Raw genomic sequence first — 24,378 nt, forward strand, 5'->3', positions numbered from 1 at the left:
TATTAATTAGGTGGTGTTGCTGAACCTACAGTTGCCGATTTAAACCAAACCTCAGCATAACTTCCGTTGGCATATTGTTTTTTTATATCACCATCATACGTTTCAGACTTGGTAGATTTACCGTTAGCCTGATTGTAAGCCCCTTGTTTGAAATAATTTATTTCACCAGCATAAGCAATTTCTCTTTCTACGCCTACAGTTCGTCTTGACGCATAATTATCAATAATCTGTTGCGGAATATCTGCTTTTGTAGCAAACTCTGATTCTATTAAACTTTTAGTAAACGTTATAGTCTCGTGTCCTTCGCTTGTAAAGGTTAAATACATAATACCCTTATAAACATTGACTTCATAGCTAAATTCTTCTCCTAATGCAATACCATCTTCTGGTTCTGCAGGACTCGTTGTGGCATTGTCTCCAACCACAAAAAAATCATAGCCCCAAACTGCTGTTGAAAAATCAAATCTGCCAGAGTTATCACCTTCAGTATTGATTTCATAATTCCAAAACACAGAACCTTTCGTATGGCCTGGAAATTTTTTATAGTAGATTTTTAAGGGTTCGTTTTCATGGCCTTCATCACTATGAATTTGTCCAACCACCACAGAATACGAGGATGCCACATCGGCATTTCCGGTAGTTGACACATGTTGCACTTTTAATGTTCCTGTTAGTTTTCCCCCAGTTTCTGGAATCCAATGTGCTTTTTCACCAAGTTCTGTTCTTGTGTTACTCGATGTTCTTGAAGTAATACCAGAATTTGGTGTTTTATAGACAACCCAATCCGTTTTGCCATCATTTTCAACATAAAAGAAATCGTCTTTTTGGTAGTCTACTAAATCATCCACGTAGGTTCCATCTCCTAAAAGAATTTTCCATTTGTCCATAAACGGAATGACATCACTTGGGTGTTTTGCCTCTTGTTCTGTTTCGTTTTCAACCGTTACTTCAGATTTCGTTTCGGTATTATTTTTACATCCAACGATTAGTAAAAGTGTAAATATTGTAAATATTGATTTTTTCATTTTAAGCGTTTTATGAGATTATTACCTGCGCAGGAATACATTAATACATTAGTGTCATCACCAAATTTTCTTCGGTCTTAATTTGTCCTGAGTTTATTACTGTGTTTTCTGATGCCGAATTATTTTTTGCTCCCCAAAGAATCGATACAAATTGAACAGGATTATTTTTAAATGTGTTATTCGTAATCGTTACATTCACAATACCATTATGATTTAATAATCTTTTGTTTTTCTCTTTTGCACCACAATTAGTAAATGTGCTATTAGCGATTAAAAGATTTCCTCCAATAGTAGACTCGTCATAACCACCTCTATAATAATCGACAACATTTTGTTTTACGTTATTAAAATCACAGTTGTTAATGGTTAAATATTCGGTATTGTAATCCCCTCTATCGTTGATTTCTTCTGATAATTCTATGCCATTTTCACAATTTGAAATAGACGTATTTTCAAAAGCTACACGTTCAGAAAAAGATTGCTTATACGCTCTTAAAACATAATTGAAATCACTTATTTCTGTGTTAGAAACCGTTAATCCGAAATGATTAGACATATTCTCTTTTAAACTTGCAAAAACATAATTAGAACCATTCCCTTTTAAAGTCAAATTGTTTACGATTAGTTTTCCTTTAGGTTGTAATGAAAATAATGGTGTATTTGCTTCACCAGAAAAAACAAGTTGTGTTTTCCCTTCCGACTGAATAGTAAGTCTTTTAGTAATAACTAAAGATTTTAAAATAGCATAATCCCCTTCCGCTATAGCGATAATATCTCCATTATTAGCAGCATCAATTGTAGTTTGTAAATCTTCGGCTTTCGTTACCGTATGCGTTACTGCATCTGCAGTTTCAATTTCGTTAGAATACCAAGACGCTCCATATTTTGATTTATCTAAAATATTCGGATTCGTAAAATCGACACCTACAACGGCACCAATACTTTTGCTATCTTTTCTAGAGTTGCCAAATAAGTCGTTTTCAATAGTGTTAAAATCAAAACCGTTAAAAGGTTCCACGTCACTAGGAAGTCCGGTTGGAAGTAAAATATTATCAGATACTTTTTTCAACTCTAAAGAAGCAGGGATAATGCCACCATCAAAGTCCTTAAATTTTACACCTTGATTATCTACGATGTTGTTTTTGAAAGTGACACCATCTGCTTTGTCATTTTCAACAACAATACTTTCCAAACCTTTATCATTATACACAACATTATTAGCAACAGTGGTTCTGATTGCTCTTGCAGAACGAATTTCGGACTCTGGTAACACATCTACTTGTGCAATGTTGGTACCAACACCAAATTGCCATGGAGAACTACAATTTACAAATGTGTTATAAGCAACAACCAAATCTGTCACTTGATTGTAACGATTTAATGGGGATTTTGGAATCCCATTCATAACAGCCAACGGACTCCTGAAACTTTTCCCTTTTAAGTTGAAAAAATAATTATTGGTTACCCAATGTCCTGTGTTTATAATACGAATACCTCCATAGTTTTCATTTTCGCCATCACCAATAAAGTAGTTACCGTCAATAGTCACATAGTTTCCATGTCGCGTTACAACAGAACCTTCACTTTTATAAAAAACGTTGTTCTTAATTATGTTGTTATTCGTTTTACTTGAAATAATTTCAACTTCGCCATTACATTCTTCAAACAAGTTATTTGCAATGGTTGTATTACTCGGACTCATAGACGTAAAACTACTTCCTAACTGAATCGTTTCGCCTCTTGCTCCACCTTTTCTAGGTCGCGGTCCAAAATGGTTATTTATAATTTTGTGGTAATTTTTAATGCTTTCAACCCCTTTTAAATCCACTCTAACTGTTGGGCCACCGTTTGTTTTTCCAGCCAGATAACTATTGCTTAACTCGTTATGTCTTCCGTAAAACTGAACCCAAAGATCATCATCATCGCGTTGTAGTTTATTAAAATCTACAATAACACAGTTGGTTACTTTGCAGTTATTTGCTATCGTATTTTTGTCTAATCTGAAGGCTATTACATTTTCGGATGGTGAATACCCGTTTCTAAAATGTAAACCGCTAACTTCTAAATATTCACCGCCAAAAGCGAGATTTGACACGCCTTCAATAAAAACTTCACCTTCAGTTTCGGCTTTAATAGTTATAGGGTTGTCTTTAGTTCCTTTTCCTGTGAATTTAATTTCTACATCTTTCCAAATTCCATTCTTCAAAACAATATTATCACCTGGTTGTGCATTTTCTATCGCCTCATTTAATTCTGTCGCATTAGAAATTAATTGTCCCGATACCTTGTCTGTTTTAGTAGTCTCATTACAAGACAAAACCAAGACGAATAAACTGATTGCAAATAGATATTTCTTCATTATATATTCTTTTATAATTTAATGCGTAACCTCGAGTTCGTAATATTTTACTTTTGAAAAAGCTCCTTCTGCTGTTGAGCCCAAATAATTACCTGCTTTAAAATAATTTTCATAAGGCCATTTATCTAGACTTATATCTTGATACACTAAAGGCTCATTATCATTAAGCTGTAATTCTAATTTGGCATCTGATGCGGTGATTCTAAATTCGAATTCTTCAAAACCAACATAACCCATATTGTCTTTAATATCTTCCCAAGTAGCACTCGATGTTTCTAACAAATCATCGCCAGACGTACTTTCATCTATAAGTGATTTTTTATGAGACCATATATAGCCATCTTTCCAATAGATTTTAATTAAAGGTGGACCATTATTAGAAGAAAAGCCATGAATTTCCATGTCTTCGATAGAAATAATTCCATGAATTTGCATCACAATCGTTTTGTGATACTGACTACTACTTTGTGAGTCTTCAGAAATAGCAACTAATTTTAATCGCCCTGTCATTGTACCACCTTCTGCTAACGACCAATTCTCTCTTGAATTTGAAGGATTAATTAACTCTCTCAATTCCGTTCTAGAATATGAACTATTTGTCGTTGCTATCTCTGGGAACGTGTAAAACTCAATGGAAGCATCCGAAATATCATCGTACATATAAGGTGCAATTGCAGCATTTGTTCTGTAAGCTCCATTTATTAAATCAGAGGGTTGGTACTCGTCTGGACTACCATTATTATTTTCATCTACTGGTAAAGTTACTTTCCAATTAGAAAAATCAACATCAGCGTATGTTATTGGATCATCACCTTCAGAGCCGGGATTATCATCGGTAAAAACGGTGTCATCAATAACATCAGCATCCGTTTCAGAACACCCAAATAGAAGTAGTGTGCAAATAAAAGATACAAACACAAATTTCAATTTCATATTAGCCTAATTAATAATTGGTTAACCAATCTGGTTAACCAAAAATAGTATAATTTTTCAGATAACAAAAAGTAATTAAGTTAATTCTGTATATAATTGGGTTAATTACATAAACAAATAAAAGAAAATAAGTCTGTAAAGCTGCATTGAGGTAAATTAATAACGGGTTGTTTTTGAATTAAAACAGTTTAATCTCTCATAAAAGAAAACATTAAATAGAAATCACTTGCATATACTTTTCCTAATAAAAATCACTTACAATTAATATTAAATTATACATTTGAACTATTAACTAATTACATTTCTTTATGAAAAACAAACTAATCTTAGTGTTTATCTTTTTGTCTTCAACACTTATTTATGCTCAAAAATTAAAAATAAAAGAAGGGTCTTTTAAAAACCTAAAAGATATCAAAGAATATTCTCTAATATTTGATTATTCAAATTTAGAAATACCAAAATTTGATTCTGAAGAAGATTTTCTAAAAGACAAAATGGATAAGCGAGAAGAAAAAGAAGCTGGATCCGGAGAAGAATTTAAGAAGTCATGGTTTGAAGACAGAGAAAACAGATATGAACCAAAGTTTATTGAATCCTTCAATAAAAGATTCGAAGACAACACTGTTAACGTAAATAAAAGAGAAAACTCTAGATATACAATGGTCGTAAAGACCACTTTAATGTATGCAGGCTACAACGTAGGTGTATGGAGGCAAAATGCAAAAATCGAAGCCACTATTACCATATTTGAAACTGATAATGCAGATAAAATACTATTCTCAGGAGATTATACTAAAGTTGAAGGAAATGGCGCCATGGGTTATGACTTTAATTCAGGGTATCGTATTTCGGAAGCTTACGCTAAACTCGCTAAAGAGTTTGCTAAAAATTTAAAGAAAAAAGGATTAAAATAAATTTAGATAAAAGCGAATACATCATTATTCGCTTTTTTCTTTTTCCATATCTATAACATGCGCTACAGCTTTAACAAGTCTGTGGTGATTTTTTACAAAAGGGTTTGTCTCATCCCAAACATAGCCAGCCAAAACAGAACAAATTTGTTTCTTAATTTCTGGATTTTCTGGTTTATGAAAGAATAATTTTTGCAAGTTTCCGGTGTACCATTCTTTTACATAAGTCGCAAAAACATCAACTCCTTTTTTCATATAATCAGAGTACTCTACTTCCCAATCCACTGTTTTCTTTTGAAGTGATTTAGTAATCAGTTTTGCTGCCAGCAATGCAGATTCCGTAGCAAACGTCACCCCTGAAGAAAACACAGGATCTAAAAACTCCGCACTATTCCCTGTTAACACATAACCTTTTCCATATAACTGTTTAACAGACTTAGAATAGTTAGAAATCTCAATAGGCTTAAATTGAAATTCAACACCTTCAAATCGTTCGCTGTAATAGTTAGAGAGTTTCAACATGGCTTTTAATTTCTCCGAAGACGTGCCTTTAAATGATTCTAAAAATTCAGTAGAACCAACATAACCTATACTCGTTACTCCACTAGAAAATGGAATAACCCACAACCAAGTTCTCAAATCTATAACATCAAAAGTAATCCGAGTGCCTTCCCAGCCCTCAGGACGGTTTATATCTTTAACATGCGTAAATATGGAAGACTGATTAAGAAGTTCTGAGCTTTTTTCTAAATCTAAAAGACGTGGCAAAACACGACCATAACCGCTAGAGTCAATAATGTACTTCGCAGAAACCGTGTTTCGTTCACCTAACTTATTTTTAATCGTAGTTTCTGAAAAACCATCCTCATTAAAATCAACGGCAATAACTTCTTCTTCAAAAGAAATATCAACACCTCTTGTTATAAGCTCATCAGTAAGTGTTTTATCAAAATCAGCTCTTGGTACTTGCCAAGTCCAATCCCACCCTTTGGTATGCTTTTTACTAAAATCAAAATTACAAACTTCATCACCTCTTAAAAATCGAGCTCCATCTTTCACTTCATAATCGCGTTTTTTCAAACAATCTAGCAATTCTACTTCTTCAAAATGATCCATACAGCGTGGCAACAAACTTTCTCCAATTACAAATCTTGGAAACAGATTTTTTTCAACCACTTTAACTTTTAAACCTTTTTTATGCAAATAAGACGCCGCAACGCTGCCAGATGGTCCTGCTCCAATAATTAGTACATCTACATTTTCAACACTCATATTAGTAATAGTATAAAAATCATTTATTATTCTAAATTTGCATCCCAAAATAACTTCATTTTTCGTTATTTAACTATTATTTTTATTAAATATTACCAACCTATATAGATGCTAAAATTAACCGGGAATTTAGGTATTGAAGATTTTTACAAAATCATTTTCGAAAATAATCCTATAGAAATAGAAGAAACTGTTTTTCAAACCATTGAAAATAGCTTTAATTTTTTGAGAGATTTTTCTAAAAATAAAATCATCTATGGTGTTAATACTGGTTTTGGACCAATGGCTCAGTACAAAATTGCTGACACAGATCGTATAAAACTACAATACAATTTAATACGAAGTCATGCTTCTGGTACAGGAAACCCAATTCATCCTTTATATGTAAAATCCGCGATGCTTGCAAGACTCAACACGCTGTCTTTAGGAAATTCTGGTGTACATAAATCGGTTATAGAACTTATGACTCAATTAATAAACCGTGATATCATTCCTTTAATTTACGAACATGGTGGTGTTGGTGCAAGTGGTGATTTAGTACAACTAGCACATTTAGCATTAGTATTAATTGGTGAAGGAGAAGTCTTTTATAAAAATGAATTAAGATCAACAAAAGAGGTTTTTGAAATTGAAAACTTAAAACCAATAACTGTAGTTTTAAGAGAAGGATTAGCTTTAATGAATGGCACTTCTGTAATGACAGGTATTGGCATTGTAAACACAATTAAAGCTAGACAGTTACTGAATTGGACTATTTTATGTTCATCTGCCATTAATGAAATTGTAGAAGCTTACGACGATCACTTATCATCAGAATTAAACAACGCAAAAAGACATAAAGGTCAACGTGAAATCGCTAAGCAAATGCGAGCAAACTTAAGTGATAGCAAACTCACCAAAAAACGTGAAGATCACTTATACAACAAAGCGCAAGATGCTACTGTTTTTGAAGAAAAAGTACAAGAATATTACTCTTTACGATGCGTACCTCAAATCTTAGGACCTGTTTTAGATACTTTAGATAGCGTTGAAAACATTTTAATTGAAGAAGTAAACTCTGCAAACGACAACCCTATTGTTAATGTAGAAAAGCAGCATGTATATCATGGTGGGAATTTTCATGGAGACTATATATCCTTAGAAATGGATAAACTAAAATTAGTCGTTACAAAAATGAGTATGTTGGCAGAACGTCAATTAAATTATTTACTCAACCCTAGTCTTAATAATATCCTTCCTGCATTTGTTAACCTTGGTACATTAGGGTTAAATTTTGGTATGCAAGGTGTTCAGTTTACAGCGACCTCAACTACCGCCGAAAACCAAATGCTATCTAACCCAATGTATGTGCATAGCATTCCCAATAACAATGACAATCAAGATATTGTAAGTATGGGAACAAACGCGGCTTTAATCACAAAAAAAGTAATTGAAAATACATACGAGGTTGTTGCCATAGAAATGATTACTATTATACAAGCTATTGAATATCTCGAAATACAAGACAAGGTATCTTCAAAAACTAAAAAAATGTATGATGCTATTAGAAATATAGTTCCTGCTTTCAAAGACGATGTCGTAATGTATCCTTATGTGAATCAGGTAAAAGATTTCATTATGAATCATGAAAACAACCTTTTAAAATAAACCTCAACTAAAAAATCGATATACATGAAGTGCGCACTAATAACAGGTGGCTCTAGAGGCATCGGAAAATCAATTTGCATACAACTTGCAACGGATTCGGATTATCATATTTTAATTAATTACCAAAGCAATAAAGCAGCAGCCTTAGAAACTTTACACGCAGTTGAGGAAGCTGGTGGAACTGGTGAGTTATTACCATTCAATGTTGTAGACATAGAAGATGTACAATCTACATTAGACACATGGCAAGACAAAAATAAAGATGCTATTATTGAAGTCATTGTCAACAATGCTGGCATCACAAAAGATGGCTTATTTATGTGGATGAAACCTGAGGATTGGAACAACGTTATCAATACAAGTCTTAATGGCTTTTTTAATGTCACCAACCATTTAATTCAGAAAATGCTAGTCCAAAAATATGGTCGAATTATAAACATCGTATCATTATCGGGTTTAAAAGGCACACCTGGACAGACCAATTATTCTGCAGCAAAAGGTGCCGTAATTGCTGCGACTAAAGCTTTGGCTCAAGAAATTGCAAAACGTAATATAACGGTCAATGCAGTTGCTCCTGGATTTATTAAAACAGACATGACAAGCGATTTAAACGAAAAAGAACTTAAAAAATTAGTGCCTGCAAATCGTTTTGGTGATCCCGAAGAAGTCGCACATCTAGTCTCTTTTTTAGCATCGAAAAAAGCATCTTATATTACAGGAGAAGTTATTAATATTAATGGAGGTATTTACTCTTAAATAAATTACCAAATGGGAAGAGTTGTAATAACAGGTATGGGTATATATTCCTGCATAGGCGAAAATTTAGAAGAAGTCAAAACATCGCTATATAATGGAACGTCTGGAATTGTTTTCGATGAAAAACGCAAACCTTTTGGTTATCGCTCTTGCCTAACAGGCATGGTAAAAGAGCCGCAACTAAAAAAGCTTTTAACGAGAAGGCAGCGTATTAGCTTAGGAGAAGAAGGCACTTACGCCTACATGGCAACGATAGAAGCCTTAAAAAACGCTAACATTACCCAAGAATTTTTAGACGCTAATGAAGTTGGTATTATTTACGGAAATGACAGTACTGCAAAATCTGTAATTGAAGCTGTTGATATTATCAGAGAGAAAAAAGATACCACGTTAGTAGGTTCAGGATCTATTTTTAAAGGTATGAACTCTTCAATCACCATGAATCTCTCAACCATATTTAAACTTAAAGGTATTAATTTTACTATTAGCGCTGCTTGCGCAAGTGGGTCTCATGCTATTGGAATGGCCTATCAGCTTATAAAAAGCGGCCTTCAAGATTGTATAATCTGTGGTGGAGCACAAGAAATTAACGAATTAGCTATGGGAAGTTTCGATGGTTTAGGTGTGTTTTCTGCAAATGAAGCGCAACCCAGAAAAGCCTCTAAACCTTTTGACAAAAATCGTGATGGTCTAATTCCAAGTGGCGGAGGAGCCACACTTGTTTTAGAGAGCTATGAATCTGCTGTAAAACGCGGTGCACCAATTTTAGGTGAAGTCATCGGTTATGGTTTTTCATCTAATGGAGAACATATTTCTACACCTAATGTAGATGGTCCGTCTAGAGCAATGAAAAAAGCAATAGAGCAAGCTAATATTCCTATTAGCAGTATAGATTACGTAAACGCACATGCTACCTCTACTCCCGTTGGAGATGCCAATGAGGCAAAAGCCATATTTGATGTTTTTGGAGAAAACGGACCCTATGTAAGTTCTACAAAATCCATGACTGGCCATGAGTGTTGGATGGCAGGAGCGAGTGAAGTTATCTACTCAATGCTAATGATGCAACATTCATTTATTGCACCAAATATCAATTTAGAAAACCCTGATGAAGACGCCATTAAATTAAATTTAGTTAGCAAAACTCTAGATAAAAAAATTGATGTATTTTTGTCCAATTCCTTCGGATTTGGAGGAACAAATTCAGCCCTAATAATAAAAAAATTATAGTCCCCATTATGAATAAAGAGGTTATTATTGAAAAAATAAACGACTTTCTTATAGACGAATTTGAAGTTGAAGCAGAAGATCTTTCACCTGAAGCTAATTTAAAAGAAGCACTAGAACTAGATAGTTTAGATTTTGTTGATTTGGTAGTTGCTGTTGAGGCTAATTTTGGTGTAAAACTAGTTGGTGAAGATTTCATTAATATTCTTACACTTCAAGATTTCTACGATCTTATCGAAAATAAATTAAGCTAAATTTTACTAAAATTGAATGGCTACGGAATGGGAAGGCAAGTCTAGAGGTTCAGTCTTAGGATATAAAATTTTTGTTTTTTGTATCAAAAAGCTTGGTTTGCGAACCGCTTATTTTGTACTAATTTTTGTAGCTTTTTATTTCTGCTTTTTTGCTAAGAACAGCACAAAGTCTATTTATTATTATTTCCGAAAAAGACGTCAATATTCAAGATTTAAAAGCATTGTAAGTATCTATAAAAGTTATTTTGTTTTCGGACAAACGATTATAGATAAGATTGCTATTTCTTCAGGATTAAGAAATAAATTCACTTATAATTTTGATGGTATTGATCATTTAGACACGGTTTTAAAATCTAAAAATGGAGGTATTTTAATTAGCGCTCACGTTGGTAATTTTGAAATTGCTGAGTATTTTTTAAATGAATTGGAAGAAGATGTTACCATCAGTTTGTTAACAACAGATTCCGAACACGGAGACATTAAAGCTTATTTAGAAAGTGTTACAACAAAATCTAACATTAAATTTATAATCATTAAAGATGATTTATCGCATATCTTTGAAATAAACGCAGCCTTATCTCGAAATGAAATCATTTGCATTACTGGAGATCGTTACGTAAAGCCATCAAAATCATTATCACATAATTTATTTGGCCAAGAAGCACTATTTCCAGCAGGCCCTTTTCTTTTAGGATCACGACTAAAAGTACCAGTAATTTTTGTGTATGTAATGAAAGAAACCACAACACGTTATCACTTATACGCTAGAATAGCAGATGTAAAACAACGTGACCAAATGGCATTGCTAAAATCCTATACCGAAAGCTTAGAGTGGATGTTAAAAAAATATCCTTTGCAATGGTTTAATTATTTTGATTTCTGGAACGATTTAAAAGATTAACACATCATGAATTTACTTAAAGAGCCTATTACGGATCAAGATTTAATTTTAAAATTAATTCCGCAACGTGCACCTATTGTTATGGTAGATTCACTACTATATTTTGAAGAATCTAAAGTTATTTCAGGGCTAACAGTAACTGAAGATAATATGTTTGTTCAGAATGGATTTTTAACAGAACCGGGACTTATAGAACACATAGCACAAACTGTAGCACTATATACCGGTTATCATTTTTACATCAATAATATTCCTGCGCCAGAAGGCTATATTGGAGCTATAAAAAGTGTAACAATCGAGAAGCTTCCAAAAGTAAACATGCAAATAGAAACTGAAGTTGAAATATTACAAGAAATTATGGGAGTCACTTTAGTACAAGGTACAACGACATTAAATGGCGAAGTGATTGTAACAGCTCAAATGAAAACAGTTTTAAAAAATTAAGTCTATAATGGCCTCTAGAAAAAATGATAATACTTCTGAAACATCTTTAAAGGTTTCTCACGACATTAGAGTACGTTTCAATGAAACAGATGCTTTAGGTATTGTTTGGCATGGCTATTATCTTCATTATTTTGAAGATGGACGTGAGGCTTTTGGAAGAAAACATGGCATTTCTTATTTAGATACTAAAGCTGAAGGCTATGTATCTCCAATTATAAAATCGAGTTGTGAGCACAAATTACCTTTGCAGTATGGAGATATTGCAACTGTAGAAACCACTTATATAAATACACCTGCGGCAAAACTTATCTTTAGATATAAAATTTTAAACGAAGATGGAAAAACGGTTTGCACAGGTGAAACTATTCAAGTTTTTGTAAATGATAACAATGATTTATCACTAACGCTTCCCCCCTTTTTTGAAGCCTGGAAAGCAAAAAATAAGCTTTTATAAATTAATATGAAAGACGTCTTTATCACTGCAAATACAATAATTTCTCCTCTTGGGTTTGATTCTGAAACTAATGTTTCTGCAATCGCTAAAGAACAATCAGGGATTACTTTACATAACAACATTAGTACGTCACCATGTTATGCTTCTATTATTGACCATAAAAAATTAGACGACGCATTTAGTAAAATAGGAGATTCTAAGATTTATACAAAATTAGAGAAAATGATGATTTTGTCCTTACAAGACACCATTTCTCAGGCTGCATTTTCAATTTCAGATAAAACAGCTTTAATCATTGCTACAACAAAAGGCAATATTGACGCTTTAAACAATAATTTTGAACCAGAACGCGCTTACTTACCTGTATTAGGAAATAAAATTAAAGAATTTTTCGGATTTAAAACCGAACCTATCATCATATCCAATGCTTGTGTTTCGGGAATTTTAGCCATAGCAGTAGCAAAACGATTCCTTCAAAATGACTATTATGATAATGCTTTTGTTGTGGGTGGCGATATAGTTTCAGAATTTACCTTATCCGGTTTCCAATCTTTTCAAGCCATTAGCAAAAAACCTTGTCAACCCTTTTCAAAACACAGAACTGGCATTTCCATAGGCGATGCCGCAGCTTCCGTTGCTATTACTACGGATACATCAGAAAGTGAAGCCATTCAAATTATAGGAGATGGCTCTTGTAATGATGCTAACCATATTTCAGGACCTAGCAGAACTGGCGAAGGTTTATATTTGAGTATCATTTCCGCTTTAAAAGAGGCTAATATAAAACCAGAATCCATAGATTATATTTCGGCACATGGAACTGCTACGGCATTTAATGACGAGATGGAAGCGATTGCTTTTAACAGAGCAAAATTAGAAAAAACACCTTTAAATAGTTTAAAAGGGTATTATGGTCATACTTTAGGGGCTTCTGGTTTGTTAGAAGCCATTGTGGGAATTCATTCCTTAAAAAACAACATGCTATACAAATCTTTAGGCATGGACGAATTAGGAGTTACTATGCCTCTAAATATTATTGAAAACAACACTAAAAAAGAACTAAAGACTTTTATAAAAACCGCTTCTGGATTTGGAGGCTGCAATACTGCTGTAATCTTTAAAAAAGTGGAACAATGAAAAAGCAGTTAAAGACCATAGCTTATTGCCATATAAAGAATAATGCGATTTCTTTAAACGGAAAATCGATTATAACGAAAGATAAAGACCTCTCGTTTTCTGATTTTGCAAAACAAATCTATAAAGAAAAGCAATTGGCTTATCCTAAGTTTTTTAAAATGGATAACCTATGTAAACTGGCTTTTTTGACTTCAGAATTTCTTTTTGAAGCAGCAAAACTTGATTCTGAAATTATAAAAAACACAGGTATTGTACTTTCCAATAAAGCTTCTAGTTTAGACACAGACAGAAATCATCAGGATACCATTAATGACAAAGACAATTACTTCCCTAGTCCTGCTGTATTTGTTTATACCTTAGCCAATATTATGATTGGCGAAATCAGTATTCGGCATCAAATAAAAGGAGAAAATGCTTTTTTTGTTTCCGAAAAATTCAATGAAACACTTATAGAGCACTATGCCTCAAGCCTAATTATAAATAGAAAAAGTAGTCATATTCTTTGTGGTTGGGTCGATGTGGACAACAATAATTATGATGCATTTATGTATCTTGTGGCAGAAGAAGGATCTTATAACTATTCAAAAGAAATTATTAAAAACATATATACTCAAAATTAATGGACGCATTAAAAAAAGAACTTAAAGAAAGTATTATTGAGCAATTAAACTTAGAAGATTTTACGGTTGAAGATATTGCGGATGATGATACATTATTTGGAGATGGTTTAGGATTAGATTCTATTGATGCTTTAGAACTTATTGTAATGTTAGATAAAGATTACGGTATTAAATTAACGGATCCAAACGAAGGTAAAGCTGTGTTTGTTTCTGTGGAAGTCTTAGCGACTTATATTGCAAAACACCGCACTAAATAAAATGCTTAAAAATCGTGTTGCCATAACAGGAATGGGAATTATATCTTCTATAGGAACTACTGTAGAAGCGAATTTGCATGCGCTTTTGAATTCTAAAAAAGGCATTGCACCTATTGTAAATATAGACACACGACATAAAAATAAAATTAAGGTTGGGGAAGTTTTACAAACCAATGCAGAACTTGCCAAAAGCCTTCATCTAAATGAAAATCACAACTATTCAAGAACCGCATTATTAGGCTGCATTGCTGCACAACAAGCCGTAAAACACGCTAAAATCGATACTATTGACGCATTTAGAACAGGTTTAATATCCGCAACAAGTGTTGGTGGTATGGACTTAACGGAAAAACATTTCCAAAATTACAACGCGGAAACTAGAACGTTAATCAACAGTCATCACGCTGTAGATAGTACCGAAAAAATTGCAGCACTTTTAGGCATCACAGATTTTACATCAACCATTAGTACCGCATGTTCCTCTGCCGCAAATGCTATAATGCTTGGTGCTCGACTTATAAAATCGGGACAATTAGACCGCGTAATTGTTGGTGGAACGGATGGTTTAGCAAAATTTACAATCAACGGGTTTAAAACGCTAATGATTTTATCGGACACCGATTGTACACCTTTTGACGCCAACAGGAAAGGCTTAAATTTAGGGGAAGCAGCAGCGTATTTAGTACTAGAATCTGATGCTGTTGTTAAACAAGACAACAAAACTGTTTTAGGGTATTTAGCAGGTTATGGTAATGCAAATGATGCTTTTCATCAAACGGCTTCATCAGAAAATGGTGAAGGTGCTTTTTTAGCGATGTCTAAAGCATTAAAGATTGCAGAAATCAATCCGGAAGACATCAATTATATTAACGCACACGGTACCGCTACACCTAACAACGATTTATCGGAAGGCAAAGCCATAAAACGTATCTATGGAGATTCGGTTCCTGATTTCAGTTCTACTAAAGCCTTTACGGGGCATACATTAGCTGCCGCAGGAGCGATAGAAGCTGTTTACTCTATTTTAGCCCTTCAGAATAACGTGATGTTCCCGAATCTCAATTTTAAAACAGTGATTCCTGAACTCCAAATGGTTCCCATAACCGAAGTCACTAAAAAAACTATAAATTACGTTCTTTCTAATTCATTTGGTTTTGGCGGCAATTGTTCAACCCTTATATTTTCTAAAAACTAATGAAACCTTGTTATATAAATAGTGCGGTTTCAATTTCGGCACAAGACACCTTAGACAATTCTAGCTTTTTAGAAAACACAATTTCTTTTGAAGGACAACTAGCAAAAGCGATTCACCCTAATTATAAATCATTTATAAGCCCAATTGCGAGTAGACGTATGGCAACTGGTGTAAAAATGGGAATTGCTGCCGCAAAAAAAGCGTTAGCATTAGCAGAACTAGAAACACCCGACGCTATTATTACAGGCACAGGTATTGGTTGTATAGAAGATTCTGAAAAATTCCTAAATGCCATACTCGACAACGATGAAGAGTTTTTAACGCCCACTTCGTTTATTCAATCTACACATAATACGGTCGGTGCTCAAATTGCATTAACTTTAAAATGTAAAGGCTATAATGTAACCTATGTGCAAGGTGCTGCCTCATTTGAATCCGCGGTTTTAGATGGACAACTCTTGTTACATGAAAATGAAGCCAAAACGGTTTTAGTTGGCGGTACCGATGAATTAGGAAAATACCTTATTAACGATATTATCCTTGCTGAAACAGCAGAAAAGCATCCCATAACCACACCTTTTGGAGAAGGAGCTCATTTTTTTAGCTTATCCCAATCCAAACAGAATAATAGTTTTGCCGCTATAAAAGGGCTTAAAATTTTTAATAAAGCAACACCTAAAACTATTAAAACTAAAGTTGAAGATTTCTTAAAAGAATATGCTTTAACAACCAAAGATATTGACGCTATAGTACTCGGGAAAAATGGTGATGCTTTTGATGAATTATATCAAACACTTCAAGATTCAAGTTTTAAATCCACGCCTCAATTGCATTATAAGCATCTTTGTGGTGAGTTTTTTACGGCTTCTGCATTTGGCTTCTGGACTGCTGCTAATATTATAAAACATCAACATATTCCTGAAGTTTTAAAGCTAAATACTATTAAAAAATCGAACTATAAAAACATTCTACTTTATAACCAACTAAAAGGGCATCAACATAGTTTCACCTTACTAACATCATGTTAAACTTTAAAAACATAAACCGTATTACGCTTGTGCTTTTTATTGGATTGCTAATAATTAGCACTTTTGTTTCTATCCCTGTTTTCGTATTTATTTTAGTTTTTGTAGGTTGGTTAATCTTTACAATTATAGGCAGTTTTAATATCACTTGGAACTACCATCTAGACGCTTATAATTTCAATAAAACTTGTAATAAAAAACATGTTGCCATTACTTTTGACGATGGTCCAAATGCTGAATTCACACCACAAGTTTTAGACTTACTCAAAGCCTACCATGCCAAAGCTACTTTTTTCTGTATTGGTAAACATATAGAACAACAACCAAAACTGGTACAACAAATTATAACAGAAGGACACACCGTTGGGAATCACACCTATTCCCATTCTGAAATTTTTGATTTCTATGGGAAACAAAAAGTGATTGATGAAATTGAAACAACCAATGCTTTAGTGGCTTCTATTATAAATAAAGAAATGATATTATTTCGTCCACCATATGGTGTTACAAATCCTGCAATTACAAAAGCCATAAAACACACTAAACACAAAGTTATAGGCTGGAACATACGATCGTTAGATACGGTAAAAGATAACGAACAAAACATCTTAAACAGAATTACTAAAAACATCACACCAGGAGCTGTCATTTTATTGCACGACTCACAAAATATCACAGTACGTGTTTTGGAACAATTGTTGTTATTTTTGCAAAAGAACAATTATCAATCTGTAACAATAGATACTTTATTCAATATAGAAGCTTATGCGTAATATTTACTTTTTTCTTTTTTTAGGTATCGGAATTCAAATCTCTAGTGCACAAAAAACACTAACTACAAACGAAATAAACACGTTTAAATCGGCTGTAGCAGAATTAGATCGTAATACAAAAACGATTGTTAGTGATTTTGTACAATACAAACATCTCAGTTTTTTAAGCAATGACGTTGAAACCCAAGGAAAACTGGCTTTTAAAGTTCCTGGTCTCATAAAATGGGAATATACATCACCATATAAATACAGTGTTATTTTTAAAGACGACAAGTTATTTATTGATGATGAAGGAGATAAAAGCAAAATAGATATTGGATCTAATAAAATGTTTAGAGGTCTAAATAACCTTATTACCAATAGCGTGAAGGGCAATATGTTTGATGATAACGCCTTTGATATTTCCTATTTTAAAGTGAATGATTATTATTTAATAAAATTTATTCCGAAGGATGAAAACATGCTTCAATTCATTGCTAAATTCGAATTAAAATTTGATATAAAAACCAGCGATGTCACTGAAGTAAAAATGATAGAACCCTCTGAAGATTACACCAAAATTGTTTTTAAGAATAAAACTCGAAACACAACTTTAGATGAAGCGGTTTTTAATAATTAATCTCTGTAGTCTTTTCCTTTTTACATCTTGTGCAATTCCAACCGTAAAAGGGCTTTCGGAATATGATGCTAAGGCTACAGCATTTTCAAATCCTTATTTTGCAAACACCAATACAGACTATGTTTATAAAGCAAAAATTAAAGCTTACAATAACGATTTTGGCGGTATTTTAATTATCAAAAAAATAAAAGAAAAGAATCACCGTATTGTATTTACCACCAATTTTGGTAATAAAATATTCGACTTTGAATTGATAAATAATGAGATGAAAACACATTTCATTATGAAAGAGTTAGATCGAAAAATCATAATCAACACGCTTAAAAGAGACTTTCAAACTTTAACACAAGAGCACAATACAATCAATAAAGCTTTCACTAATAATGATGGAAATATAATTTACCAATCGAAGACCCAAAAACGATTTAATCATTACCTAATCAATCAGCAATCACAGCAACTCACCAAAATTATAAACACTACACATTCCAAAGAAAAGGTTATCATATCCTTTTCTAATGTAAAAAAGACGATCGCAGAACATATTAAAATTGAGCATATAACTGCACCAATTCAAATTGATTTAACTTATTTAAATCACAAAGAATAAATACTATATTCTTTTCTATTCATAAGATATTTCCTCATTTTTGTGTCTTACCTAATCAATCTAAATCACTATGAAACACCTAACTATTATCTTAATCACATTATTGTCGTGTACATTTATCAATGCGCAAGTAGAAATTAAACCAGGAATAAAAGCAGGTATGAACATTGCTGGATTAAGCAATCTCGAGGAGAATGGAGGTATCCGCAGCGAAAAAATAACCACATTTCATATAGGAGCTACCTTATCTTTTAAATTTGCACGTTTTTACACCCTTCAACCCGAAGTACTATATTCTAAACAAGGAAGTGAGTACAAAAATTTTGGCTTTGATGGAACACAATCTATAGAGCTCAATTATTTATCCATACCTGTAAACAACAAATTTTATATTAGTAATAGTGGACTTAATTTTCAAATTGCACCTGTGATTGATATTTTATTAAGTCATAAAAATGTAAATAATCCTCAAAAAGTTGATATTGCTATAGCTGGTGCCATAGGTTATGATATTGGCAATGGACTAGTAATGTCTATTGGTTACAAACAAGGTATAACAGATTTATTAGGTAGAAATGTAGATACGGGTAACGGTTATGAAACTACAGACGTTAGTGACTTAATATTAAATAACGTTATTCAACTAAGTGTAGGTTATCAATTCAAATTATAAATCGATGCTAATTAAGGGTTTTTATACGGTATTAAAAACAACTGTTGTTGATACAGTCACAATTCATGTGACTATTAAACTGAATAAGGATCACGATGTTTTTAATGGTCACTTTCCAGGTAATCCAATAACACCTGGTGTGTGTATGATTCAAACCATTAAAGAAATCACTCAAGATCATGTTAATAACTCTTTATTCTTACAGACGATATCTAACATAAAATTCACGGCTTTAATTAACCCAAATAGTAATGCCGAACTCATTTTAGAGCTTTCTATTATAGAAGATAACAACAGGGTTAAACTTAAAAATATCACTAAATTTACAGATGGTACTATTGCGTTAAAATACAATGGCACATTTATCAAAAACTAAGAATTAACCTAATCTTAGACACAATTCTCAATAACAAAAATGAAGGATATTACCTCACATCATAAACTGAACAGCTTACAGTGTTGTGTAATTATACCAACCTTCAACAACCCTAAAACCTTAAAACGTGTTATTGAAGGCGTTTTAAATTATACCGAAAACATTATAGTTGTAAATGATGGTTCAACAGATACAACATCGAAAATTCTTGAAGACTATTCTCAACTAGAACAAATTCATTTTGAAGAAAACAAAGGTAAAGGTAAAGCATTGCGTGCTGCATTTAAACATGCTGAAAGTTTAGGTTATGTATATGCAATAACTATAGATTCTGATGGGCAACATTTCCCTGAAGATATCCCTGTATTTATTGAGGCACTTGAAGCCTCTGAGGACAAAAACCTCTTACTTATTGGTGCCAGAAATATGAGCCAAAAAAGTGTTCCAAAGAAAAGTAGTTTTGGTAATAAATTTTCTAATTTTTGGTATTGGGCAGAAACCGGCATTAAACTACAAGACACTCAATCGGGTTTTAGACTCTACCCTATTCAGCATCTAAAAAACTTGAAATTCTATACTTCAAAATTTGAATTTGAAATAGAAGTCATTGTAAAAGCAGCTTGGTCTGGTACTGTTGTAAAAAACATTCCAATTGAAGTGTTATATGATGAAGATGAACGTGTATCTCACTTTAGACCCTTCAAAGATTTCACACGAATAAGCATATTAAACACCTGGCTCGTCATTCTAACTTTACTCTATATAAAACCTCGTGATTTTTTCAGGAAATTAAAAAAAAAAGGATTTAAGCGTTTTATAACCGAAGATATTATCGGTAGTAACGATTCCCCTCAAAAAAAAGCATTATCCATAGCTTTAGGTGTTTTTATAGGTATTTCTCCGCTTTGGGGTATTCAAACCATTACCGTTATTTTTTTAGCTTTGCTTTTTAAGTTGAATAAAACAATTGCTTTTGTTTTTTCAAACGTAAGCCTTCCTCCTTTTATTCCTTTTATTATTCTTACGAGTTTTCAATTAGGAAATTTTATATTGGGCGAAAATGTAACATTTGATATCAATGAAATCATAGCAGGTTTCGAGGTTTTAAAACATGTAAAATCTTATATAGTTGGAAGTTTTGCTTTAGCAACATTAGCTGCTTTATCCTCAGGAACATTTAGCTATTTTCTTTTTCTGCTTTTTAGAAAGAAAAATGTAACCGCAACCAATGCATAATATCTTTTATAACATATATCATTATTTTAATGCCAGAAAATGGTTTGGCTTTTGCATTTTAGGATTTTTACTATTGGGCTTAGTATTCATTGCTTCTAAAATTGAATTTGAAGAAGATATCACGAAACTAATTCCTACTAATGCAGAAAATGCGGAACTGCAGAAGGTTTTAAAAAACGCCAACTTTACCGATAAAATCATTGTAAATATTACCAAAGGCACCGATGGTTCTGTTGAAGATTTAACGCAATATGCATCACAGTTTATTGATAGCATCAACACCTCTTCTAGTCCTTATATAAAACAAATTCAAGGACAAATTGATGACCATGAAATTCAGAAAACAGCCAGTTTTATATATGATAATTTACCGCTTTTTCTAAATGAAGCAGATTATAGCACTATTGCTAACAAAATTCAAAAAGATAGTATTGCTGCCATTACCTTAAAAAATTACAAAACGTTAATTTCACCATCAGGTATTGTTACTAAAGATTTTATTCTAAAAGATCCTTTAGGCTTATCATTTATTGCTTTAAAAAAACTACAAGAGTTAAGTTTTGGTGAGGATTTCACCTTACAAAACGGCTTCTTAGTGAGTAAAGACAAACAGCATATTCTGTTATTTATCACACCTGCTTTAGGTTCTAATGAAACGGCTAAAAACACCCAATTTGTAAAAAACTTATACAATACCAACTCCAAACTAAACAATGCTTTTACAAATAAAGCAAGTGCCGAATATTTTGGCGGAACACTCATTGCTGTCGCTAATGCCAATCAAATAAAAAGTGATATTCAGCTTACTGTAGGTATTGCGTTAACCGTACTTTTACTCATATTTATACTTTTCTATAAAAAAATAACCGTCCCAATTATATTATTTATACCAACCATTTTTGGTGGACTTTTAGCTATTGCACTGCTTTTTTTAATCCGCGAAAAAATATCCGCCATTTCTCTAGGGATTGGTTCGGTTTTATTAGGTGTTACACTAGATTATTCCTTACACATTCTCACACACATTAGAAGTAACACTAATGTAAAACACTTGTATCAAGAAATTTCGAAACCTATTTTAATGAGCAGTTTAACTACGGCTTTAGCATTTTTATGTTTATTATTTATCAACTCACAAGCTTTACAAGATTTAGGAATATTTGCTGCAGTTAGCGTTATTGGCTCTTCCTTTTTTGCACTACTTTTTATTCCTCAAGTGTATAAAGAGCAAACAAAACCATCCAAAAAAAGTACCGCTTTAGACCAAATTGCTTCTTACAACATTCATAAAAACAAATGGGTTATTATTGGTTTATTTCTATTGTGTTTTGGTAGTTTCTTTACTTATAACACTGTTATTTTTAACAATGACCTAAGCGAGATGAATTACATGCCAAAAGACATTAAGGCAGCCGAATTACGCTTAGATAAACTAATTAATAGCACTTCAAAATCCATATACATTGCCGCCTACGGTGATTCGGAAGAAAGCACATTGCAGGTTAATGATGCTATTTTAACCAAGCTTCAAAACTTAAAAGCAGAGAACAAACTCATTAACTTCAGTTCAATAAGCACTTTTGTCCATTCTAAAAAACAACAAACCCAACAAATTGAACGCTGGCAATCCTTTTGGACCGAAAACACCATTACAAACACAAAACAGAACATTACAGAAAGCGGAACAGCTATAGGATTTAAACCCGAAACCTTTAACCGTTTTTACACGCTTTTAAATACAACATTTAAACCCTTAGAAAGTAAAGATTACAAAGCCATAAGCACCTTTTCGGTGGACGATTATATGACGACTAAAGATGATTACACCACCATTACAACTTTAGTTAAAGTAGATGAAGCAAATGCCGTAATGAATGCTTTTAAAAAGGATTCTCATACTTTAGTGATTGATAGAAAACAAATGAACGAAACTTTTTTAGGTCATCTAAAAAACGATTTCAATAGTTTAATCGGCTATTCTTTAATTGTTGTTCTAATTATTCTATTCTTATTTTACAGAAGCTTATCGCTAACTTTAGTAACAGCCATTCCAATTTGTCTAACCTGGTTAGTTACCATTGGAATTATGGGATTATTTCATTTAGAATTCAACATTTTTAATATCATCATATCTACATTTATTTTTGGTTTAGGCATTGATTATGGCATTTTTATGACCAACGGGTTATTACATGAATACCGAACAGGTGAAAAATCGTTAACCACACATAAAACGTCTATTTTACTTTCGGTAATCACCACTATTTTAGGGGTTGGAGTTTTAATTTTCGCAAAACACCCTGCATTATATTCCATATCTTTAGTATGCTTAATAGGTATAACCTCAGCAGTACTTATAGCTTTTACGCTTCAACCTTTACTTTTTAAATTGTTTATTGGTAGCAAAACTAAACGTCCAATATCATTAAGATTATTAATTTACTCCATTGTCTCATTTACTTATTTTGGCCTAGGCGGTATTCTATTATCCTTGTTTAGTGTTACCATTTTAAAAATCATTCCACTTCCGAAGAAAACAAAAATGAAATGGTTTCATATTATGATTTCCAAATTCATGAAATCGGTATTATACACCCATTTGTTTCTCGTTAAAAAAGTGATTAATGAACCTAAAGAAGATTTTAAAAAGCAAGCTATTATTATTGCAAACCACACATCGTTTTTAGATATTCTAGCCATTGGAATGCTACATCCAAAGATTATTTTCTTGGTGAATGATTGGGTTTACAACTCACCTGTATTTGGAAAAGCCGTACAATTGGCCGGATTTTATCCAGTATCAAGCGGTATAGAAAATGGACTAGACCATTTAAAGAAAAAAGTAGAACAAGGTTATACCTTAATGGCTTTCCCAGAAGGTACACGTTCTAAAACCAATAAAATAAAGCGTTTTCATAAAGGGGCTTTTTATTTAGCAGAACAATTTCATTTAGATATTATACCTGTACTTATTCATGGGAATTCTGAAATCATTCCTAAAGGGGAATCCATGATAAGAGATGGTCATATTACTTTAAAAATTCTGGATAGAATTACACCAGAAGATTCTCGTTTTAGTACCAATTACTCACAACGTGCCAAACATATTGGGGCTTATTTTAGAACAGAATTTAGTGCTTTTAGAAAAGAAAGAGAAGATGCAACCTATTTTCACAATATCCTTTTAGATGAGTATAGATATAAAGGTGATGCACTATACAAAACTGTAAAAAAGGATATTAACACTAACAAAGAGCTTTACAAAAAAATTATAGATACCGTTGGTAAAAAAGACACTATCATACATTTATCTGACGATGCTGGTCAACTTGATTTTTTATTAGCCTTAGATGCTGTAGATAGAAAAATCATTTCATATATTGAAAACACGGAATATAGAACACTTGTTAAAAACAGTTTTATCACCAATTCTCGTAACATAAATTGTGTAGATTCTTTTGAGGAAACATTGTCTTTTAAGGCAAATACTTTAATAATACGTGCGACTAACATTACGGAAGCACAACTAAAACCAATGATCCAGTCAGACTTAAATCATATCATTTTCTTAAAAGAAAGTAAGCATTTGTTAGCGACAAATACACTCGATTTAGGTTTTGATTGTACCTACCAAACAGAAAATATGACTATCTTATCAAAACAGTTTAAATAAG

At 32.6% G+C, this 24,378-nt stretch carries 24 protein-coding genes; 20 read left to right on the plus strand and 4 right to left on the minus strand.

What is annotated here, in order from left to right; genetic code table 11:
- Positions 1 to 2: 2 nt before the first annotated feature.
- Genes DFQ09_RS12050 through DFQ09_RS12060 form a run of 3 tightly spaced genes read right to left on the minus strand, consistent with a single transcriptional unit; the run spans position 3 to position 4,317 of the window.
- The gene (locus DFQ09_RS12050; RefSeq protein WP_115810662.1) at positions 3 to 1,025 is read right to left on the minus strand and encodes a polysaccharide lyase family 7 protein; all 1,023 of its coding nucleotides are present in this window, start codon (positions 1,023 to 1,025) and stop codon (positions 3 to 5) included.
- A gap of 40 nt (positions 1,026 to 1,065) precedes the next feature.
- Positions 1,066 to 3,384 carry a chondroitinase-B domain-containing protein gene (locus DFQ09_RS12055; protein ID WP_115810664.1) on the minus strand — a complete coding sequence of 773 codons (2,319 nt, stop codon included), beginning with the start codon at positions 3,382 to 3,384 and terminating at the stop codon, positions 1,066 to 1,068.
- An 18-nt stretch (positions 3,385 to 3,402) separates the two neighbouring features.
- On the minus strand, positions 3,403 to 4,317 hold the full coding sequence (locus tag DFQ09_RS12060) for a polysaccharide lyase family 7 protein (protein ID WP_115810666.1): 915 nt from the start codon (positions 4,315 to 4,317) through the stop codon (positions 3,403 to 3,405).
- A 308-nt stretch (positions 4,318 to 4,625) separates the two neighbouring features.
- Here DFQ09_RS12060 and DFQ09_RS12065 point away from each other — a divergent pair, with 308 nt between their 5' ends.
- Positions 4,626 to 5,231: a hypothetical protein gene (locus DFQ09_RS12065; RefSeq protein WP_115810668.1), complete on the plus strand. Its 606-nt coding sequence runs from the start codon at positions 4,626 to 4,628 to the stop codon at positions 5,229 to 5,231.
- A gap of 24 nt (positions 5,232 to 5,255) precedes the next feature.
- On the opposite strand, the gene DFQ09_RS12070 is transcribed toward DFQ09_RS12065, so the two are convergent.
- Positions 5,256 to 6,500: an NAD(P)/FAD-dependent oxidoreductase gene (locus tag DFQ09_RS12070; RefSeq protein ID WP_115810670.1), complete on the minus strand. Its 1,245-nt coding sequence runs from the start codon at positions 6,498 to 6,500 to the stop codon at positions 5,256 to 5,258.
- Positions 6,501 to 6,608: 108 nt separating this feature from the next.
- Between DFQ09_RS12070 and DFQ09_RS12075 the strand changes: the two genes are divergently transcribed.
- The 19 genes from DFQ09_RS12075 to DFQ09_RS12165 all read left to right on the plus strand — a co-directional run bounded on the left by DFQ09_RS12075 (position 6,609) and on the right by DFQ09_RS12165 (position 24,377).
- Positions 6,609 to 8,147 (plus strand): HAL/PAL/TAL family ammonia-lyase, encoded by a 1,539-nt coding sequence (locus DFQ09_RS12075; protein ID WP_115810672.1) that lies wholly within the window; start codon positions 6,609 to 6,611, stop codon positions 8,145 to 8,147.
- A 24-nt stretch (positions 8,148 to 8,171) separates the two neighbouring features.
- Positions 8,172 to 8,903 carry a 3-oxoacyl-ACP reductase FabG gene (fabG, locus tag DFQ09_RS12080; protein ID WP_092465717.1) on the plus strand — a complete coding sequence of 244 codons (732 nt, stop codon included), beginning with the start codon at positions 8,172 to 8,174 and terminating at the stop codon, positions 8,901 to 8,903.
- A gap of 12 nt (positions 8,904 to 8,915) precedes the next feature.
- Positions 8,916 to 10,133 (plus strand): beta-ketoacyl-[acyl-carrier-protein] synthase family protein, encoded by a 1,218-nt coding sequence (locus DFQ09_RS12085; RefSeq protein ID WP_115810674.1) that lies wholly within the window; start codon positions 8,916 to 8,918, stop codon positions 10,131 to 10,133.
- An 8-nt stretch (positions 10,134 to 10,141) separates the two neighbouring features.
- Positions 10,142 to 10,384 (plus strand): acyl carrier protein, encoded by a 243-nt coding sequence (locus DFQ09_RS12090; protein WP_092465719.1) that lies wholly within the window; start codon positions 10,142 to 10,144, stop codon positions 10,382 to 10,384.
- Between the two features lie 16 nt (positions 10,385 to 10,400).
- Positions 10,401 to 11,285 carry an LpxL/LpxP family acyltransferase gene (locus tag DFQ09_RS12095; RefSeq protein ID WP_020898033.1) on the plus strand — a complete coding sequence of 295 codons (885 nt, stop codon included), beginning with the start codon at positions 10,401 to 10,403 and terminating at the stop codon, positions 11,283 to 11,285.
- 6 nt (positions 11,286 to 11,291) lie between these two features.
- A complete protein-coding gene (locus tag DFQ09_RS12100) occupies positions 11,292 to 11,729 on the plus strand; it encodes a hypothetical protein (RefSeq protein WP_092465721.1) in 438 nt (145 codons plus the stop codon).
- A gap of 7 nt (positions 11,730 to 11,736) precedes the next feature.
- On the plus strand, positions 11,737 to 12,183 hold the full coding sequence (locus tag DFQ09_RS12105; RefSeq protein WP_115810676.1) for an acyl-CoA thioesterase: 447 nt from the start codon (positions 11,737 to 11,739) through the stop codon (positions 12,181 to 12,183).
- A gap of 6 nt (positions 12,184 to 12,189) precedes the next feature.
- Entirely contained in the window at positions 12,190 to 13,320 is a 1,131-nt protein-coding gene (locus DFQ09_RS12110) for a beta-ketoacyl synthase N-terminal-like domain-containing protein (protein WP_115810678.1), read from the plus strand.
- Positions 13,317 to 13,940 (plus strand): 3-oxoacyl-ACP synthase, encoded by a 624-nt coding sequence (locus DFQ09_RS12115; RefSeq protein ID WP_115810680.1) that lies wholly within the window; start codon positions 13,317 to 13,319, stop codon positions 13,938 to 13,940. Before DFQ09_RS12110 ends, DFQ09_RS12115 begins: the two co-directional genes overlap by 4 nt.
- Positions 13,940 to 14,197, plus strand: coding sequence for a phosphopantetheine-binding protein (locus tag DFQ09_RS12120; protein ID WP_092465725.1), 258 nt, complete (start codon positions 13,940 to 13,942; stop codon positions 14,195 to 14,197). The genes DFQ09_RS12115 and DFQ09_RS12120 overlap by 1 nt, the downstream gene beginning before the upstream one ends.
- A 1-nt stretch (position 14,198) precedes the next feature.
- Positions 14,199 to 15,392, plus strand: coding sequence for a beta-ketoacyl-[acyl-carrier-protein] synthase family protein (locus DFQ09_RS12125; RefSeq protein WP_115810682.1), 1,194 nt, complete (start codon positions 14,199 to 14,201; stop codon positions 15,390 to 15,392).
- Positions 15,392 to 16,420, plus strand: coding sequence for a beta-ketoacyl synthase chain length factor (locus tag DFQ09_RS12130; RefSeq protein WP_115810684.1), 1,029 nt, complete (start codon positions 15,392 to 15,394; stop codon positions 16,418 to 16,420). Before DFQ09_RS12125 ends, DFQ09_RS12130 begins: the two co-directional genes overlap by 1 nt.
- Entirely contained in the window at positions 16,414 to 17,190 is a 777-nt protein-coding gene (locus DFQ09_RS12135; RefSeq protein WP_115810686.1) for a polysaccharide deacetylase family protein, read from the plus strand. The genes DFQ09_RS12130 and DFQ09_RS12135 overlap by 7 nt, the downstream gene beginning before the upstream one ends.
- Complete coding sequence (locus DFQ09_RS12140; RefSeq protein ID WP_115810688.1) at positions 17,183 to 17,809, plus strand: LolA family protein; 627 nt, start codon at positions 17,183 to 17,185, stop codon at positions 17,807 to 17,809. Before DFQ09_RS12135 ends, DFQ09_RS12140 begins: the two co-directional genes overlap by 8 nt.
- Positions 17,787 to 18,419: a hypothetical protein gene (locus tag DFQ09_RS12145; RefSeq protein WP_115810690.1), complete on the plus strand. Its 633-nt coding sequence runs from the start codon at positions 17,787 to 17,789 to the stop codon at positions 18,417 to 18,419. The genes DFQ09_RS12140 and DFQ09_RS12145 overlap by 23 nt, the downstream gene beginning before the upstream one ends.
- A 70-nt stretch (positions 18,420 to 18,489) precedes the next feature.
- Positions 18,490 to 19,092, plus strand: a complete 603-nt coding sequence (locus DFQ09_RS12150; RefSeq protein ID WP_115810692.1) for a porin family protein — start codon at positions 18,490 to 18,492, stop codon at positions 19,090 to 19,092.
- Between the two features lie 4 nt (positions 19,093 to 19,096).
- On the plus strand, positions 19,097 to 19,468 hold the full coding sequence (locus tag DFQ09_RS12155) for a 3-hydroxyacyl-ACP dehydratase (RefSeq protein WP_115810694.1): 372 nt from the start codon (positions 19,097 to 19,099) through the stop codon (positions 19,466 to 19,468).
- A gap of 39 nt (positions 19,469 to 19,507) precedes the next feature.
- Complete coding sequence (locus DFQ09_RS12160) at positions 19,508 to 20,704, plus strand: DUF2062 domain-containing protein (protein WP_115810696.1); 1,197 nt, start codon at positions 19,508 to 19,510, stop codon at positions 20,702 to 20,704.
- Complete coding sequence (locus DFQ09_RS12165) at positions 20,697 to 24,377, plus strand: MMPL family transporter (RefSeq protein ID WP_115810698.1); 3,681 nt, start codon at positions 20,697 to 20,699, stop codon at positions 24,375 to 24,377. The genes DFQ09_RS12160 and DFQ09_RS12165 overlap by 8 nt, the downstream gene beginning before the upstream one ends.
- Position 24,378: the final 1 nt, after the last annotated feature.

Source organism: Winogradskyella pacifica, from assembly GCF_003386275.1.
In the GTDB taxonomy this organism is placed as follows: Bacteria; Bacteroidota; Bacteroidia; order Flavobacteriales; family Flavobacteriaceae; genus Winogradskyella; species Winogradskyella pacifica.